16 protein-coding genes and 1 pseudogene are annotated in these 14,908 nt (G+C 72.5%); 9 read left to right on the top strand and 8 right to left on the bottom strand.

The window, feature by feature from the left end; genetic code table 11:
- A pseudogene (locus tag ACWEOZ_RS33865) lies at window positions 1-101 on the bottom strand (DUF3516 domain-containing protein); the annotation flags it as partial.
- Window positions 102-110: 9 nt separating this feature from the next.
- On the opposite strand from ACWEOZ_RS33865, the gene ACWEOZ_RS33860 reads away from it, so the two are divergent.
- From ACWEOZ_RS33860 to ACWEOZ_RS33835, 6 genes are all read left to right on the top strand, one after another.
- Window positions 111-1,199, top strand: a complete 1,089-nt coding sequence (locus tag ACWEOZ_RS33860) for a hypothetical protein (RefSeq protein WP_451914754.1) — start codon at window positions 111-113, stop codon at window positions 1,197-1,199.
- Between the two features lie 116 nt (window positions 1,200-1,315).
- A complete protein-coding gene (locus ACWEOZ_RS33855; RefSeq protein WP_451914753.1) occupies window positions 1,316-2,152 on the top strand; it encodes a rhamnogalacturonan acetylesterase in 837 nt (278 codons plus the stop codon).
- A gap of 181 nt (window positions 2,153-2,333) precedes the next feature.
- The gene (locus tag ACWEOZ_RS33850) at window positions 2,334-3,734 is read left to right on the top strand and encodes an ABC transporter substrate-binding protein (RefSeq protein WP_451914752.1); all 1,401 of its coding nucleotides are present in this window, start codon (window positions 2,334-2,336) and stop codon (window positions 3,732-3,734) included.
- Window positions 3,734-4,735, top strand: coding sequence for a carbohydrate ABC transporter permease (locus ACWEOZ_RS33845; protein WP_451914751.1), 1,002 nt, complete (start codon window positions 3,734-3,736; stop codon window positions 4,733-4,735). The genes ACWEOZ_RS33850 and ACWEOZ_RS33845 overlap by 1 nt, the downstream gene beginning before the upstream one ends.
- Entirely contained in the window at window positions 4,735-5,601 is an 867-nt protein-coding gene (locus tag ACWEOZ_RS33840; RefSeq protein ID WP_451914750.1) for a carbohydrate ABC transporter permease, read from the top strand. Before ACWEOZ_RS33845 ends, ACWEOZ_RS33840 begins: the two co-directional genes overlap by 1 nt.
- A 55-nt stretch (window positions 5,602-5,656) precedes the next feature.
- Window positions 5,657-6,772 (top strand): AI-2E family transporter, encoded by a 1,116-nt coding sequence (locus ACWEOZ_RS33835; RefSeq protein ID WP_451914749.1) that lies wholly within the window; start codon window positions 5,657-5,659, stop codon window positions 6,770-6,772.
- A 4-nt stretch (window positions 6,773-6,776) separates the two neighbouring features.
- Here the strand turns inward: ACWEOZ_RS33835 and ACWEOZ_RS33830 are convergent, their stop codons facing one another.
- On the bottom strand, window positions 6,777-7,556 hold the full coding sequence (locus ACWEOZ_RS33830) for a hypothetical protein (protein ID WP_451914748.1): 780 nt from the start codon (window positions 7,554-7,556) through the stop codon (window positions 6,777-6,779).
- Window positions 7,553-8,035, bottom strand: a complete 483-nt coding sequence (locus tag ACWEOZ_RS33825; RefSeq protein ID WP_451914747.1) for a sigma factor-like helix-turn-helix DNA-binding protein — start codon at window positions 8,033-8,035, stop codon at window positions 7,553-7,555. The genes ACWEOZ_RS33830 and ACWEOZ_RS33825 overlap by 4 nt, the downstream gene beginning before the upstream one ends.
- A gap of 177 nt (window positions 8,036-8,212) precedes the next feature.
- Between ACWEOZ_RS33825 and ACWEOZ_RS33820 the strand changes: the two genes are divergently transcribed.
- Both ACWEOZ_RS33820 and ACWEOZ_RS33815 read left to right on the top strand, forming a co-directional pair.
- Window positions 8,213-9,550: an MFS transporter gene (locus ACWEOZ_RS33820; protein ID WP_451914746.1), complete on the top strand. Its 1,338-nt coding sequence runs from the start codon at window positions 8,213-8,215 to the stop codon at window positions 9,548-9,550.
- On the top strand, window positions 9,547-10,308 hold the full coding sequence (locus ACWEOZ_RS33815) for a YlbL family protein (RefSeq protein WP_451914745.1): 762 nt from the start codon (window positions 9,547-9,549) through the stop codon (window positions 10,306-10,308). The genes ACWEOZ_RS33820 and ACWEOZ_RS33815 overlap by 4 nt, the downstream gene beginning before the upstream one ends.
- Window positions 10,309-10,317: 9 nt before the next feature.
- Here ACWEOZ_RS33815 and ACWEOZ_RS33810 read toward each other — a convergent pair whose 3' ends face one another.
- The 3 genes from ACWEOZ_RS33810 to ACWEOZ_RS33800 all read right to left on the bottom strand — a co-directional run bounded on the left by ACWEOZ_RS33810 (window position 10,318) and on the right by ACWEOZ_RS33800 (window position 12,974).
- The gene (locus tag ACWEOZ_RS33810) at window positions 10,318-11,271 is read right to left on the bottom strand and encodes a serine hydrolase domain-containing protein (protein WP_451914744.1); all 954 of its coding nucleotides are present in this window, start codon (window positions 11,269-11,271) and stop codon (window positions 10,318-10,320) included.
- 171 nt (window positions 11,272-11,442) lie between these two features.
- Window positions 11,443-11,727: a CocE/NonD family hydrolase C-terminal non-catalytic domain-containing protein gene (locus ACWEOZ_RS33805; RefSeq protein ID WP_451914756.1), complete on the bottom strand. Its 285-nt coding sequence runs from the start codon at window positions 11,725-11,727 to the stop codon at window positions 11,443-11,445.
- Entirely contained in the window at window positions 11,724-12,974 is a 1,251-nt protein-coding gene (locus ACWEOZ_RS33800) for an alpha/beta hydrolase (protein ID WP_451914743.1), read from the bottom strand. The genes ACWEOZ_RS33805 and ACWEOZ_RS33800 overlap by 4 nt, the downstream gene beginning before the upstream one ends.
- Before the next feature lie 161 nt (window positions 12,975-13,135).
- On the opposite strand from ACWEOZ_RS33800, the gene ACWEOZ_RS33795 reads away from it, so the two are divergent.
- On the top strand, window positions 13,136-13,603 hold the full coding sequence (locus ACWEOZ_RS33795) for an SbtR family transcriptional regulator (protein WP_451914742.1): 468 nt from the start codon (window positions 13,136-13,138) through the stop codon (window positions 13,601-13,603).
- 32 nt (window positions 13,604-13,635) lie between these two features.
- On the opposite strand, the gene ACWEOZ_RS33790 is transcribed toward ACWEOZ_RS33795, so the two are convergent.
- On the bottom strand, window positions 13,636-13,842 hold the full coding sequence (locus tag ACWEOZ_RS33790) for a hypothetical protein (protein WP_451914741.1): 207 nt from the start codon (window positions 13,840-13,842) through the stop codon (window positions 13,636-13,638).
- 56 nt (window positions 13,843-13,898) lie between these two features.
- Window positions 13,899-14,906 (bottom strand): LacI family DNA-binding transcriptional regulator, encoded by a 1,008-nt coding sequence (locus tag ACWEOZ_RS33785; protein ID WP_451914740.1) that lies wholly within the window; start codon window positions 14,904-14,906, stop codon window positions 13,899-13,901.
- Between the last annotated feature and the right edge of the window lie 2 nt (window positions 14,907-14,908).

Genomic DNA, 14,908 nt, shown 5'->3' with positions numbered 1-14,908 from the left:
GTGACCTCCTCGAGGAGCTCCATCCGCTGGTCGTACTCGATGCCCTCGGCCTTCATCGCGTTGACGGCTTCGCCCTTGGCCTTGAACTGCTGCGCCCGGATCTGCACCTCGTGGACCGGTCCAGGCCCGATCCGTACGTCACCGCACAGCCGTACCGGGAGCTCATGGTCAATCTGACCTATCCGGCCCGGCGCCCGGCCGCGGGGCCGGGCGTGCCGTGGCTGACGCCCGGCTGGGCCGGGGCCGCCGGCGAGATCTTCGCGTTCGCCGCCGCTCCCCAGCCGGCCGATCGGGTGGACTGGGCCGGCACGCGTGCGCACGCCGTGGCCGGCGCCGCCGCCCGCGACACTGACGACGGCTGGCCGGTGCTGGTCTACCAGCTGGGCCACTGGGGCTCGCACAGCACCAACCGGTGCGAGATCGAGGACCTGGCCAGCCGCGGGTACGTGGTGGTGACGTTCGAACCGACCTACGAGACGCCGGTCGTGTTCCCCGGCGGGCGGCTCGTCCCGCAGCACCCGGCCGCGAACCCGCCGAACGACGACCGTTACAGCCCCGAGTTCCTGGCCTACGTGCGCCACATCTACACCAGCCGCACCGCCGACGCCCGCTTCGTGCTCGACCGGCTCACCACGCTCGACGCCCGCGAGCTGCCGCCCGGCCTGCGCGCCGGACTCGACCTGGGCCGGGTCGGCGCGTTCAGCGGCATCACCGGCGCCGGCCTGATGACACTGACCCTGATGGCGGCCGACGAGCGCGTCCGGGCCGGCGCGGTCGGGGACACCGACGTCGGGTTCCCGACCGCCGACGGGGGCTGGCTGCCGCTGGCGCCGGTGGTCGAGCAGGGGCTGTCGCGCGCGGTGCTGGCGATCCGGCCGGGCAGCGCGTACGGCGCGGCCAACCCGATGTGGGACCGGCAGTGGTCGGTGCTGCGCGGCTGGCGGCGGGAGCTGGAGCTCGTCGGTGGCGGCCTGGGCTGGTGCAGCGATCTGCAGGTGGTGCTGCCGCAGGTGCGGCGAGGGCTCGGGCTGCCCGCGGACGCGCACGCCGGGATGATCGGCACGGTGTCCCCGGCCGCCGCGGTGGCGGCGACGCGTGCGTACCAGGCGGCGTTCTTCGACCTGCACCTGAAGGACCGGCAGACCCGGCTGTTCAGCCGGTCGAGTGCGGTGCACCCGGCGGTCCGGCTGGTCCGCTGACCGCTGCCGTCGGTGGTCGGCGGGTGCTCATCCCACGAACCGGGGGGATGGGGTGGGCCCCCGCCGACTGTAGGTAAGCGCTTGCCTGGATCGACAAAGGTTGATCTGATGGCGGCATGGAACTCGATCGCAGGATGCTGTTGCGGGCCGCGCTCGGCGGTGCCGTCGCCGGTGGGCTGGGAATCACCGGACCGGCCGGCGCCGCCGGCCGCCGCCCGGCCCGGCACACGGTCTTCGTCGCGGGGGACTCGACCGCGGCCACGTACGCCCTCGCGGACGTGCCCCGCGCGGGCTGGGGCCAGGCGCTCCCGCTCTTCCTGCGGCCGGAGGTCGCGGTGGTCAACGAGGCGCTCTCCGGCGCCAGCTCCAAGAGCTTCGCGGAGCTGGGCCGGCTCGACCGCATCCTGGCCGCGATCCGGCCCGGCGACGTGCTGCTGGTGTCCTTCGGCCACAACGACGAGAAGGTCGAGGACCCGGCCCGCGGCACCGAGCCCTGGACGACGTTCCAGGAGTATCTGCGCCGCTACCTGGACGGCGCACGGGCCCGCCGGGCCCGGCCCGTGCTGGTCACCCCGGTCGAGCGCCGGCGGTTCACCGCCGAGGGCGTGCCCTACCTGTCGCACGGGGAGTATCCGGCGGCGATGCGGGCGCTGGCCGAGGACACCGGTACGCCGCTGATCGACCTGACCGCGTTGTCGTTCGCCCGCTGGGGCGCCCTGGGCCCGGAGGCGACCAAGACCCACTTCCTCTGGCTGGACCCGGGCGCGTCGCCGAACTATCCCGCCGGGGTCGCCGACAACACCCACTTCCAGGCGCACGGGGCGATCGAGGTGGCCCGGCTGGTGGTGGCGGCCGGCCGGATGCTGCCGGGCCGGGACCACCGGGCGCTGTGCGACCCCGCGATCCCGGACGACTCGCTCGTCTGGCCCCCGACCCGGCCGGCCGAGAGCTGACCGGCGGCGTCCGGCTCGGAGGCGCGGGCAGCACCGCTGGTCAGCGCGCTCAGGGCGAGGGCGGGTGCCGTGCGGGTGTCCGATCTCGGCACTGCCGGTGCCAGCGGTTGCACCGTGGTCAAGTCCTTGATGTGATGCGTCGGTAACAAGTGACATCGATGCGTCACCGAGAGGAAATCTCGTGAAGATCGATCATGGACGGTTCTGGCGGCTGCCCGCGGCCGCGCTGCTCGTCACCGCCGCGCTGACCGGTTGCAGCGACGACGGCGGCGGGGACAGCGACGGCGGCGGCACCCTGACCGTGTGGAGCCTGGAGAACCAGACCGACCGGGTGCAGGCGACCCAGGCCATCGCCGACAAGTTCACCGCCGCGAGCGGCGTCAAGGTCAAGATCGTCGCGACGGACGAGAACCAGTTCAGCAGCCTGATCACCTCGGCCGCGGCCGCCGGCACGCTGCCCGACGTGGTCGGTGCCCTGCCGCTGGGCGCGGTCGCGCAGATGTCCACCAACGACCTGATCGACACCGAGGCCAGCAAGGCCGTCGTGGACGCGCTCGGCACCGGCACCTTCTCGCCCCGCGCGCTGGAGCTGACCGGCCAGGACGGCAAGCAGCTGGCCATCCCCTCCGACGGCTGGGCCCAGCTGCTCTTCTACCGCAAGGACCTCTTCGACAAGGCCGGCCTGGCCGCGCCCGACACGTACGACAAGATCCGGCAGGCGGCGCAGCAGCTCAACTCCAAGGACATCGCCGGGATCAGCCTGTCCACCATCGGCAACGACGCGTTCACCGAGCAGACCTTCGAGAACATGGCCCTGGGCAACGGCTGCGAGCTGGTCGACGCGAACAAGACCGTCACCCTGGACTCGCCGCAGTGCGTGCAGACCTTCCAGCTGTACGGCGACCTGGTCCGGAACTTCTCGGTGCCCGGGGCGCAGGACGTGGACACCACCCGCGCGACGTACTTCTCCGGCAAGGCCGCCATGGTGGTCTGGTCCTCGTTCCTGCTCGACGAGATGGCCGGCCTGCGCAAGGACGCGCTGCCGACCTGCGCCCAGTGCAAGGCCGACCCGGCGTACCTGGCCAAGAACAGCGGCATCGTCACCGCGATCGCCGGGCCCGCGGGCAAGCCGTCGCAGTTCGGCGAGATCACCAGCTGGACCATCACCAAGGACGGCGGGAACACCGAGGCGGCCAAGAAGTTCGTGCAGTACATGATGAACGAGGGCTACACCGACTGGCTGGGCATCGCGCCGGAGGGCAAGTTCCCGGTCCGCAAGGGCACCCAGCAGGAGGCCACCAAGTTCACCACCGCGTGGAACGACCTGCCGGCCGGGGTGGACACCAAGAAGCCGCTCGGTGACGTCTACGCCAAGGACGTCATCACCGCGTTGCAGAACAGCCCGGACACCTTCCAGCGCTGGGGCTTCCCCCAGAAACAGGGCGCGCTGGTCGGGGCGACGCTGGGGGAGCTGCCCGTACCGAAGGCGGTCAACGCCCTGGCCGGCGGCGAGCTGGACGCGGCGGGAGCGGCCAAGCGGGCCGCCGACGACGTCAAGAGCATCCAGAAGTCGCTCGAGTAATGGTCGCGACCCGGCCGCCCACGGCCGTTTCCCCGGCGAAGGACAAGCCGGGGAGACGGCCGCTGACCCGGCGGCAGCAGGAGAACCGGGCCGGGCTGATCTACCTGTCGCCCACCCTGATCGTGGTGCTGGTCGTCGTGGTGCTGCCGATCCTGTGGACGGTCATGCTGGCCTTCCAGCGGATCCGGCTGATCAACCTGCGCCGGGCCGGCTTCTTCGGCGAGTACACCTGGGCCAACCTCGAGCTGGTGCTGACCTCGCCCGGCTTCTGGTCGTCGCTGTGGACCACGCTGGCGTACACGATCGGGGCGACCTTCTTCTCGATCCTGTTCGGCCTGATCGCCGCGCTGGCCCTGCGCGGGCGCTTCCGCGGCCGCACGATGGTCCGCGCCTCGGTGCTGCTGCCGTACGTGGCACCGGTGGTGGCGGTGACCTTCGTCTGGGAGATCATGCTCAGCCCCCAGTTCGGCATCGCCAACAACTGGGGCACGCGTTTCCTGGGCTGGGACCGCCCGATCGCCTTCCTGAGCCAGCGCGAGTACGAGGCGTCGCTGTTCGGCTGGCACTTCCACGTCCCGCTGGCCCTGCTGACGGTCATCGCCTTCGAGGCGTGGCGGTACTTCCCGTTCGCCTTCCTGTTCCTGCTCGCCCGGTTGCAGGCGGTCCCGCGTGACCTGGAGGAGGCGGCCCTGGTCGACGGCGCCGCGCCCACCCAGATCTTCCGCCACATCCTGCTGCCCCAGCTCGGCCCGGTCATCGCCCTGCTGACCGTGCTGCGTTTCATCATGACGTTCAACAAGTTCGACGACGTCTACCTGCTGACCGGCGGCGGGGCCGGCACGGAAGTGGTCAGCGTCCGGGTCTACCAGTTCCTCACCGCGCGTTTCGACATCGGGGCCGCCTCGGCGCAGGCGCTGGTGCTGGCCGCCGGGCTCATCGTCCTGCTCGTCGTCTACCTGAAGTTCATGGCGCCACGAGTGGAAGGCGAGGAGGAGAACTGATGGACCGCGCTGCCGTCGAGACCCGGGTGTTCGGGGTCCTGCGCCGGGTCGTCATCGCCGTGCTCGTCGTGGCGACGCTGTTCCCGTTCCTCTACATGCTGCTGCTCTCGCTGCGCCCGATCGAGGAGGTGCTGCAGAACCCGGGCAAGCTCTGGGTCGGGCCGGCCGAATGGACCACCTCGACGTACCGGGAGGTGCTGACCCCGGCGGGCCGCGGCGGCCAGGGATTCCTGCGCTTCCTCACCAACTCGGCGCTGGTCTCCATCGCCGCCACGGCACTGACCCTGCTGGTCTCCATCCCGGGCGCGTACGCGGTCAGCCGCCTGCGTTTCGTCGGCCGGCGCCAGGTGCACTTCCTGTTCCTGTCGGTCTACCTCTTCCCCTCGATCCTGCTGGCCATCCCGCTGTTCGTGCTCTTCACCCGGCTCGGCCTGCGCGGCTCGCTGGCTGGCCTGACCATCGTCTACATCGCTCAGACCGTGCCCGTGTCGATCTACATGCTGCGCAACTACCTGGCGACGATCCCGGTGAGCCTGGAGGAGGCCGCGGCGGTCGACGGCTACTCCCGCCTGCAGACCATCCGCAAGGTGATCCTGCCGCTGGCGGCGCCCGCGGTGATGGCCAACGCCCTGTACGTCTTCATGATCGCCTGGAACGAGTTCCTGTTCGCCCTGCTGTTCCTGGTCGAGGACCGCAACGACTGGACCGTGTCGCTGGGCCTGGCCCAGCTCTCCGGTGGTATCGAGGTGAGCAAGACGGTCCTGATGGCCGGATCGGTGGTGCTGACCCTGCCCATCGTGGTGCTGTTCTTCGCCGCCGAACGGCTGCTGACCGAGGGTTTGACCGCCGGGGCCGACAAGGGCTGATCCCGGCGGGCGTTTCATCATGCGCACGCGGGGGGTAGATCCCTAGGGTGATCGCATGCCGGCAACGTTGAGTTCCACGAAGACCCGGGCCGCCCTGAGCACGTCGGCCCGGATATCCCTGCAGGTGCTGGTGCTCCTGGTGATGACCGGGGTGGCGCTGTGGCTGCTGGGCAAGATGTGGTCGGTGATCTGGCCGCTGGTGGTGGCCCTGCTGCTGACCACGCTGACCTGGCCGCTGGCCCGCTTCCTGCGCCGGCACCGCTGGCATCCCGCGCTGGCCGCGACCACCGTGACCCTGGTGTCCCTGCTGGTCGCCATCGGCGTGATCGTGCTGATCGTGGTGCCGGTCGTGTCGCAGTCCAGTGAGCTGGCCAAGGGCGTGGTCGACGGCATCCAGCAGATCCGGGAGTGGGCCGCCGGGCCGCCGCTGAACTTCGGCGCCGACGATGTCACCACGGCCTTCGACACGGCGATCGACCGGATCCAGAACAGCGTCGGCAGCATCGTCACCGCGACGGTCACCGGCGTGAGCACCGTGGTCAACGGCATCGTCACCACCGTGCTGGCCATCTTCCTGATGTTCTTCTTCCTCAAGGACGGGCCGCGCTTCCTGCCCTGGCTGACCCGGCAGCTGCCCGGCCGGCTCGCCACGGACGTGCCCACGGTCGCCGCGCGCAGCTGGGACACCCTCGGCGCGTTCGTCCGTTCCCAGGCGTTCGTCGGCCTGCTCGACGCCGTGTTCATCGGCCTCGGTCTGTGGGTCGTCGGGGTGCCGCTCGTGCTCCCGCTGGCGGTGCTGACCTTCGTGACGGCGTTCGTGCCGATCGTCGGTGCCCTCTTCGCCGGGCTGGTCGCCGTGCTGATCGCCCTGGTCTTCAACGGGCCCACCGACGCGCTGATCGTTCTGGCCATCATCGTGGCGGTGCAGCAGCTCGAGGGCAACGTGTTCCAGCCGATGGTGCAGAGCCGCGGCCTCGGCCTGCACGCCGCGGTGGTGCTGCTCGCGGTGACGCTGGGCAGCGGCCTGGCCGGGATCGTGGGCGCGCTGCTGGCGGTGCCGGTCGCCGCGCTGATCGCCGTGTTCTGGAACTACCTGCGCGAGCAGCTCAGCGATCCGGAGCCGGAGCCGCAGCCGGACCCGGTGCCCGAACCGGAGCCGGTGACGGAGTGACACCTCAGAAGAAGTCGCCCCGGAGCCGCAGCTCGGCGCCGCCTTCCGATGTCTCGGCGCGCACCGAGTAGCTGTCGTCACCGGCGTCCCGGCCGCCCTCGTTGTCGTAGCCGTACTTCGCGGTGAAGACGTAGGTGCCCGGGCGCAGGGTGGCGCCGCCGGCCAGCCTGAAGTGGTAGACCAGCGCGTCCTTCTCACGGACCGCGGTGGTCTCGATCGTGGCGCCGGTGACGTCGTGCGTGCTGCCCTGATCGGTGAGCCCGGCGGTCGGCGCGACCCGGACGGTGAGCTCCAGCGCGCGCACCGGCTCGCGGAGCTTGAGCGTGATGTCGCTGCGCCCCTCGGTGTCGTCGCTGTTCGGGTTGATCGAGCCGTCGGCCCAGATGGCGTCCCGCCGCCGGTCGTCCTTCGCCGCCGCTGATCGGGCGTTCACCGATGCCCGAGACGATGGTGCTCCGGGCGACGGCCCCCCGTTCAAGGGTGCGGTGGTCGCGGTCGTCGCTGCCGGCGCCGAGGCGGCCGGCACGGGGGTGACGCCGGGCTCCGGGCCGTCGGCCATGGCCCAGCGGGCCATCCCGCCGACCCCGAGAATGGTGGCCACGGCCAGCGCGGAACCGGCCAGCCGTACGGCCTGGCCGGCGGGCCGCCGCTCCGCGACCGGCGGACCGACGCGGTGCTGCGCGACCCGGTGCAGCATGGCGGCGCGGTCCGGCTCGTGCTGGGTCGCCAGACCACCCAACCGGGTACGCAGCTCGTGCTCCGAGAGCTCCGGATAGCTCCTCATCGGGCCGCCTCCCAGCGGCCGGGACCGGTGCTCGCCAGGGAGCCGCCGAGCAGCTCGGTCAGCCGGCGCACGCCCTTGGCCGTCCGGCGTCGTACGGTCGCGGGGGAGATGCCGAGTGCCCGCGCCACCTCGTCGTCGGTGAGGCCGGACGCGTACCGGAGCACGACACAGACCCGGCGCCGGTGCGGCAACCGGCGCAGCGCACCCGGCAGGTCCATCGCCCCGGCCGCGTCGCGGCGGCCCGGGCCGGGCAGCAGCAGCCGTCGTTCGCGGCCGCGGGCCAGCGTGGCCACCAGGCCCCGGGCGTGGGCCGCCGGGTCGTCGCCCATCCGGGACCAGTTCCGCCGCACCTGGCCGAGGGCATCGGCGGCCAGGTCGTCGGCCCCGGCCGCGTCACCGGTCAGCAGGTACGCCAGCCGGGACAGCTCGACGTGCTGACGCTCGAAGAACGCGAGGAAGCCGGAGCCGTCGTCAGTCATCGGCACCGCCTCCCTGTCCGCGATCAACCCGGTCCGCCGCGATGACCGTAGAGGCCGGTGCCGGGCGCGGGCAATGCGATCGGGATCTCGAAGAAACTTCCGGACGGCGGGCAACGTTCCGGCCGCCCCGGACCACCTTCCCTGGACATCGGAACGCTTCGAGGTAGCGTGCAGATCATGGCAGGAGGCTCCCGCCGCGCCGTGGCTGTGCTCTGCGGCATCCAGTTCGTCGATGTGCTCGGCGTGACCAGCGGCATCACCGCGCTGCCGGCCATGCTGTCGGGCGTGTCGGCGCCGCCCGCCGCCACCCCGGTCCTGGCGACCGTCTACGCGATGTTCTTCGGCGGCCTGCTGGTGCTGGGCGCCCGGCTGGGGGACCGGTACGGGCACCGCCGCGTCCTGCTGTTCGGCTGCGCGTCCTTCGCGCTGGTCAGCCTGGTCGGCGCGAGCGCCCAGGAGGTGGTCCAGCTGGTCACGGCCCGCGGGCTGCAGGGCGCGGCGGCGGCGATCAGCGTCCCGTCCGCGCTGCGGCTCCTGCTGGACGCGAGCCCCGACCCGGACGACCGCCGCGGTGCGCTGGCGGCCTGGAGTGCCAGCGGTGCCGCCGCGGGCGCGCTGGGGCTGCTGGTCGGCGGGGTGCTCACGGACGTGTTCGACTGGCGGGCCGTCTTCTGGGTGAACCTGCCGGTCGGCCTCATCCTGGTGGCGGCCGTCCGGCTGGTGATCCCGCCCTCGCCGGGCGAGCGCGAGCCGGTGCGCCTGGACCTGATCGGCGCCGCCCTGCTGACCGGCGCGGTGATGGCCCTCATCGTGGGGGCGTCCACGCTGGAGAATCCGCACGCCCGGACGGCCGGCGCGCTGCTGGTCGTCGCGGGCCTGGCCGCCGGGGCGGTCTTCGTCATCCACCAGCGCCGGGTCAGCGCGCCCCTCGTGCCGCGGGCGGCGTTCGCCTCGGCGAACCTGCGTACGGGAGCCGCGGTGTCCTTCGTCAACACCGCGACCACCAGCTCGACCGGGGTGCTCGCCACCCTGTCACTGCAGCAGGAGCTGGGCGTCTCCGCCGTGGGGGCGGGACTGGCGCTGGTCCCGTTCAGCCTGGGGGTCGTGGTGGGTTCGGCGCTGACCAAGCCGCTCGGCGCCCGGTTGTCCGTCCGCCGGCTGGCCGCTGCCGGCCTGGCCGGGATCGCCGCCGGCAACCTCCTGCTGGTACTGACCTACGGCAGTGTCGCGGGCGTGGTGGCCGGGGTCGCGGTGACCGGCATCGGCCTCGGGGTGGCCTCGGTCGCGGGCACGGCGATCGGCACCGACGTGGCCGACACCCTCAGCGGTACGGCCACCGGTGTCCTCAACACCGGCGCGCAGCTGGGAACGGCCGTCGGGGTCGCCGCGCTGCTCCTGCTGGCCGCGACCGTCGGCGGGTCCGGCACCGCGGTGGCCTGGGCCGTGGCCGCGGGTCTGGCCGCTGTCACCGGCGTGATCCTGGTGACGCCGGCCTCGATACGCTCCCGGGCATGAGACGTCGTGGCGTAGCGCTCGTCGCGGGTGCGGTGGTCACCGTGCTGCTGGGCGCCGGGATCCGGTTCTGGCCGCTGCCGTTCGTTGTGCTGGAGCCGGGGCCCACGGTGGACACGCTGGGCAGTCACGAGGGTGCTCAGGTCATCGCGGTGACCGGCGGGCAGGCCTTCGGCTCCGCGGGGCAGTTGCGGCTGACCACCGTACTGGTGGACACCGAGGTCGGGCTGCGGGAAGCAGTGGAGGCCTGGTTCGACGGCGACCGGGCGGTGGCGCCGCGCAGCCGGGTCTACCCGGCCGGGCAGAGCGCCGAGCAGGTCGACCGGCACAACGCTGAGCTGTTCGCCTCGTCGGTGCGCAACGCTGAGCAGGCGGCCCGGCGGGAGCTGGGCTCTCCGTCCGTCGAGGTGAAGGTCGACGTGGACGAGATCGGCGGGCCCAGCGCGGGGCTGATGCTGACCCTGGGCATCATCGACAAGCTGACCCCGGCCGACCTCACGGGCGGGCGGATCATCGCCGGCACCGGAACGGTCGACGAGGCCGGTGCGGTCGGGCCGATCAGCGGCGTCCCGCAGAAACTCCTCGGTGCCCGGGCGGCGGGGGCCGAGCTGTTCCTGGTGCCCGAGGCGAACTGCGCCGAGGCGGTCCGGAACGCGGTGCCGGGGCTCGTCACGGCCAGGGTCGCGACTGTCGGTGAGGCCCTGGGCGCGGTGCGGACCTATGCGGCCGGGGGAGCCCCGGAGCCCTGCGTGGCGGCCTGAGAGCTCTGCTCAGCCGTAGTGGCGGCCGGCCAGTTCGATCAGCGCGAACAGCGTGTCGCTGCAGTCGTCGGCGTTGGTCATGACGGCGACCGCCGTGCGCGACGCCGGCCAGGCGAAGGAGAAGCAGCTGAAGCCGGTGTTCTGGCCGGTGTGGCCGAAGGATCCGTCGCGGACCTCGGCGCCCAGACCGAACCCGCCGGGCACCTGCGGTGTCAGCATCTGCGCGGCCAGGTCTCCGGTCAGGAGGGCGGATTCGCCGGCGGCGGCCCGGCTGAGCTCCAGCTCCAGCCGCACCAGGTCGGCCGGGGTGCTCCACAGCCCGGCCGCGGCCAGCTCCGGCTGCGTCTGCCAGCCGCCGGGCACAGGAGTGCCGCCTCGGTGGCCACGGGCGGCGCGATCCCTCTGCTCGTAAGGGAATCGCTGGTCGAAGCTGCTGTCGGTCATGCCGACCGGCGTCAGGACGAGCGTCGCCATCAGCGTGGCGAACGGCGTCCCGGTGACGTCGGTCAGGAGCTGCTCGAGGACGGCGTAGTGGCTGCCCGAATAGCGGAACTCGGTGCCGGGCGTCAGTTCGCGGCGGACCGCGGGGGTGTTGGCCGGTGGTTCGCCCCGCAAGATCTGCGGCAGGGTGGGCACGGCTTCGCCGGAGGTGTATCCGGGGTACCAGTTCTCGGTCAGTCCCGCGGTGTGGGCCAGCAGTTGGCGTACGGTCACCGTCCCGGATCCCGGCAGCTGCCAGGCGGACAGGTAGGCGTTGACGTCGGTGTCGAGGTCGAGAGTCCCGTCCGCCACCAGCCGTAGCGTGCCGAACGCGGCGACGTGCTTGCTGATCGAGCAGGCCGGAAACACCAGGTCCGGGCCGGCGGTCCAGATATCACCGTCGATCCCGCCGACCGCGACCCCGATGTCGGGAATCCGCCCGGCGTCCGGCACCAGGTCCTGCCATTCCTCTCGGAAGCCCATGACGCCCGAGTATGCCTCAGCACGACCACGCTGGTGAGGTCGACGGTCGGGGCCTCACGGCACGACCCGGCCAATCATCAGGCCAGGTTCCTAGGATGCCTGAGCGGTTGTGCCGGGGGACGCACGAGCGCCGGCGTCACCGAGGTGAGAGCGCCAGCGCTCGCGGCGGGACTACTTCAAGGGCAGGTCGAGGTAGGAGCCGCCGCCGATGGTGACCGTGTCGTCCGGGGCGTTCTCGTCGTAGTACAGGGGATCGACCGTGTCGACGACCAGGGTGAGGGAGTGGCCGGCCGGCAGGTCGAACGCGGTGGCCGGCAGGGCCAGGTCCACACTCCGGTCACCGCCGCCGGGACCCAGCCACGTCGTCGGGGCGTGAGTGATCAGTCCGGCGTTGCCGAGCGCGTCCAGGTCGTACAGGTAGGCCACGAGCGTGCCCCGCGGCGCTGTGCCACTCAGTTCGAGGTGGAGTTCCGGGATGCCGCGGATCCGTTGCGGGGTCGCGGGCGTCCGGCGGCCCAGACGCCCGCGCGGGCGCGGCTGACCGTCGGCAGCCAGATCTCCGGTGGCCGGCCGGTGAAGGCGGCCAGCCCGTTGGTGATGAGCACGGCTCCGCCGTCCGCCGTGGTGTTCGCGTCCGTCGGGATAGTCTTGGTCCAGCCCGTGCTCGGTGCGCCGCCCAGCAGACCCGTTCCGTCCAGCTTGCGGATCTGGCCCAGGCCGTAACGGCGGGTCGAGGTGTTCAGCGCGCTCCACGCCGCATAGCTCTCGGTGTCCGCGTTGTACGGCTTGATGAGCACCGGCGGTTCGGCCGCGATGCCGGTGTCGACGCCGGCCAGGTACTGGTCGAACCAGCGGAACACGCCGGTCCAGACCTCGTTGTCCAGGCCCAGGATGCCGGTGAGTTCGGCGATCGCGTGGTCGCCGGGGCGCAGTTCCAGGCGCTTCGGCCCGGTCAGCCGGCCGAAGAAGTCGACCAGCTGGTTCGGCGGGAAGAACGAGTCACCCCACGCGTTGGCCATCAGCACCGCCGGGCGGTTCGCGTTGATGGCGTCGAGGTAGGTCGCTGCCGAGCGGGTCCGGGACCAGGCCAGCACCTCGTCGACGTTGCGGTCGGCCGCGAAGTCGCCGAGCTTGCCGGTCAGTTCGGGGCCCGGGTGGCCGAGCAGGTCGGCCGCCACCTTCAGCAGCCCGGGGGCCTGCCGGTGCCGGGTCGAGTCGGCATACAGCGACTGGCTCAGGTCGGTCCAGCCGCTCATCATGGCCACCGCCCGGATGCGCCGGTCGAACGCCGAGCCGAGCAGGCTGAGCCCTGCGCCGTAGGAGATGCCGGCCGCGCCGATGCGGGCCGGGTCCGTGGCGGTGTTGGCGATCGTCCAGTCGATGACCGTGGACAGGTCGGCCATGTCGGCGGGACCGGCTGTGTTGATCTCTCCGCCGGAGAACCACCAGCCGCGCGGCGTGTAGGACACGACGACGTTGGCCTTGAGGACCGGCCCGCCGGTGGGGAGGTCGACGAACCGGGGCCCGGTGGTGGCCACCGACGCGGCCCTGACCGGGCCGCCGAGCGCGGCGGCGGCAGGCGGGTGGGCAGCGGCGCGGGTGGCTGCGGCGGCCGGAGCGGGGACGGCGATGGTCAGGACGGTGCCGGCCAGCGCGGCCAGCAGGCAGGTGGGCAGGGGGAAGCGACGTGCGGCCGTGCGCACTCCTCGGGACAGGACGATGTCGCCGGTGGGGGTGGGTCGCGGTGGCACACGTGACGACGGCTCGGCGCGCACCGGTGGTGAGCTGCAATGGGAGGGCAGCGGTGGTTCGGTGGCGGCAGCGTAGGAAGCGGTACCGAGAAATTGAAGGTGGTGACATTCTCGTGGCGGATCCGTCATCGCGATGCCGGAGATGGCCCGGCGCCGGCGTCGGCCAGGCCACCCTGTACCGGCACTTTCCCGACCGGTCCGCGCCGGCCGCCGCGGTCGTCGCCCACCACCTGCAGCGGCTCGAGACCTGCACCGCCGGCGACGCCTGCCGGCCGTCGTTGTTCCGCGACCTGCTGCGCGAGGTGTTGCACAACCTGGTCGCCATGCGCCCGCTCGTCCTGCTCGCCCGGCGCATCGATCCCGGTGCCCGGGACCGGTATCAGCAGCGCTTGCCGGCCGCCCTGGCCGAACCGTTGCGGCGGGCGCAGACCCAGGGGTACGTGCGCAGCGACGTCACCCCGGCCGACCTGCTGCTGCTACTGGCGATGGTGCAGGGCGTCGCCGAGGGCACCGAGGACCGGGCCGCCGCGGACCGTTCGATCGATCTGGTGCTCGACGGCGTCTTCCATGACCGGACCTGACGGAGAGCGCGTCAGGACAGGGCCACAGTGGATCAGGGGCATCGGCTGACGGGGTGGGTGGCGAGTCTGCGGGCCTCGTCGGCCTCGGCCTTGAGCTGGTCGAGGTGCGCCAGCATCCCGCTGGCCCTGTCGTCGAGGATGCCTCGCGCGCTGAGCGCCTCGATCAGGCGCTGCTGGGCCTCGACCAGGTCGCGGACGGCCCGGCAGAGCGCATCGAGGTCGGGCCCGACGTCGTCCATCCCTGCAATGTACAAGCATCCGGCCGGTCAGGCAGCCGGGCCGGGATCCGGGCCGGTCAGGACGCCACCGTCGAGTCCCGGATCACCAGCTTGGCCGGGTGGGTGTGCACGCCGGGCCGGGCCACACCGTCGATGGCTTCGAGCAGCAGGCCCGCCGCGGCCCGGCCCAGGCCCTCCAGGTCCATCTCGACGCTGGTGAGCGTGGGCCGGCTGGCCAGGGCCATGACGTCCCAGTTGTCGAAGCCGGTCAGGGCCACCTCGGCGGGGACCGGCCGGCCGGCCTCGCGCAGGGCGTCGCCGGCGCCGCGGGCGATCTGGTCGTTGCCGCCGATCACCGCGTCGAACCGCACGCCCTGGGCCAGCAGGATGCCGGCCGCCTGACGTCCCCAGGCCTCGCTCCACTCGCCGTACATCGGGGCGGTGATCAGGTCGAGGCCGGCCTCGCTGAGGCGGGCGGTGGTCGCGTCGGCGCGTACCCGGGCGGAGTGGTGGTGTTCCGGGCCGGTGATGTGCACGAAGCGCCGGCGTCCGACGGTCAGCAGGTGGTCGACCGCCTGGCGGGCGCCGCCCGCCTCGTCCGGGACGATCGAGCAGTCGGCGGGGTCGGCCGAGGCCAAAAAGGCGTAGACGACCGGCACGCCGGCGGGCCCGCCGATCGGAGCCCGGGTCCCGGCCCGGCGGCCGGTCACGATGATGCCGTCGACCCGGCGGCCCAGCAGCACCTTGAGGTGGTGCTGCTCGCGGATCGGGTCGTCGCGGGCATCGCACAGCAGGACGGAGATCTGGCCGCCGCCCAGGGTGTCCTCCGCGCCGATCAGCAGCGGGATGCTGAACCGGCCGATGGTGTCCGTGGTGATCATGCCGACCGTGTAGGTGCGCCCGGCGTGCAGGTCACGGGCCGCCTGGCTGGGCCGGAAGTCGAGCCGGGCCGCGGCCTGGCGGACCCGGTCGACGGTGTCGGCGCGCAGCGAGCCGCGCCCGTTGAGAGCCTTGGAGGCGGTGCCCACCGAGACCCCGGCCAGGGCAGCCACGTCGCGGATGGTGACGGGACGCTGCCGGGGCATGC

The organism is Actinoplanes sp. NPDC004185, from assembly GCF_053603475.1.
The sequence above is the reverse complement of the archived record's forward strand: the minus strand, read 5'-3'. Positions and strand labels throughout refer to the sequence as shown.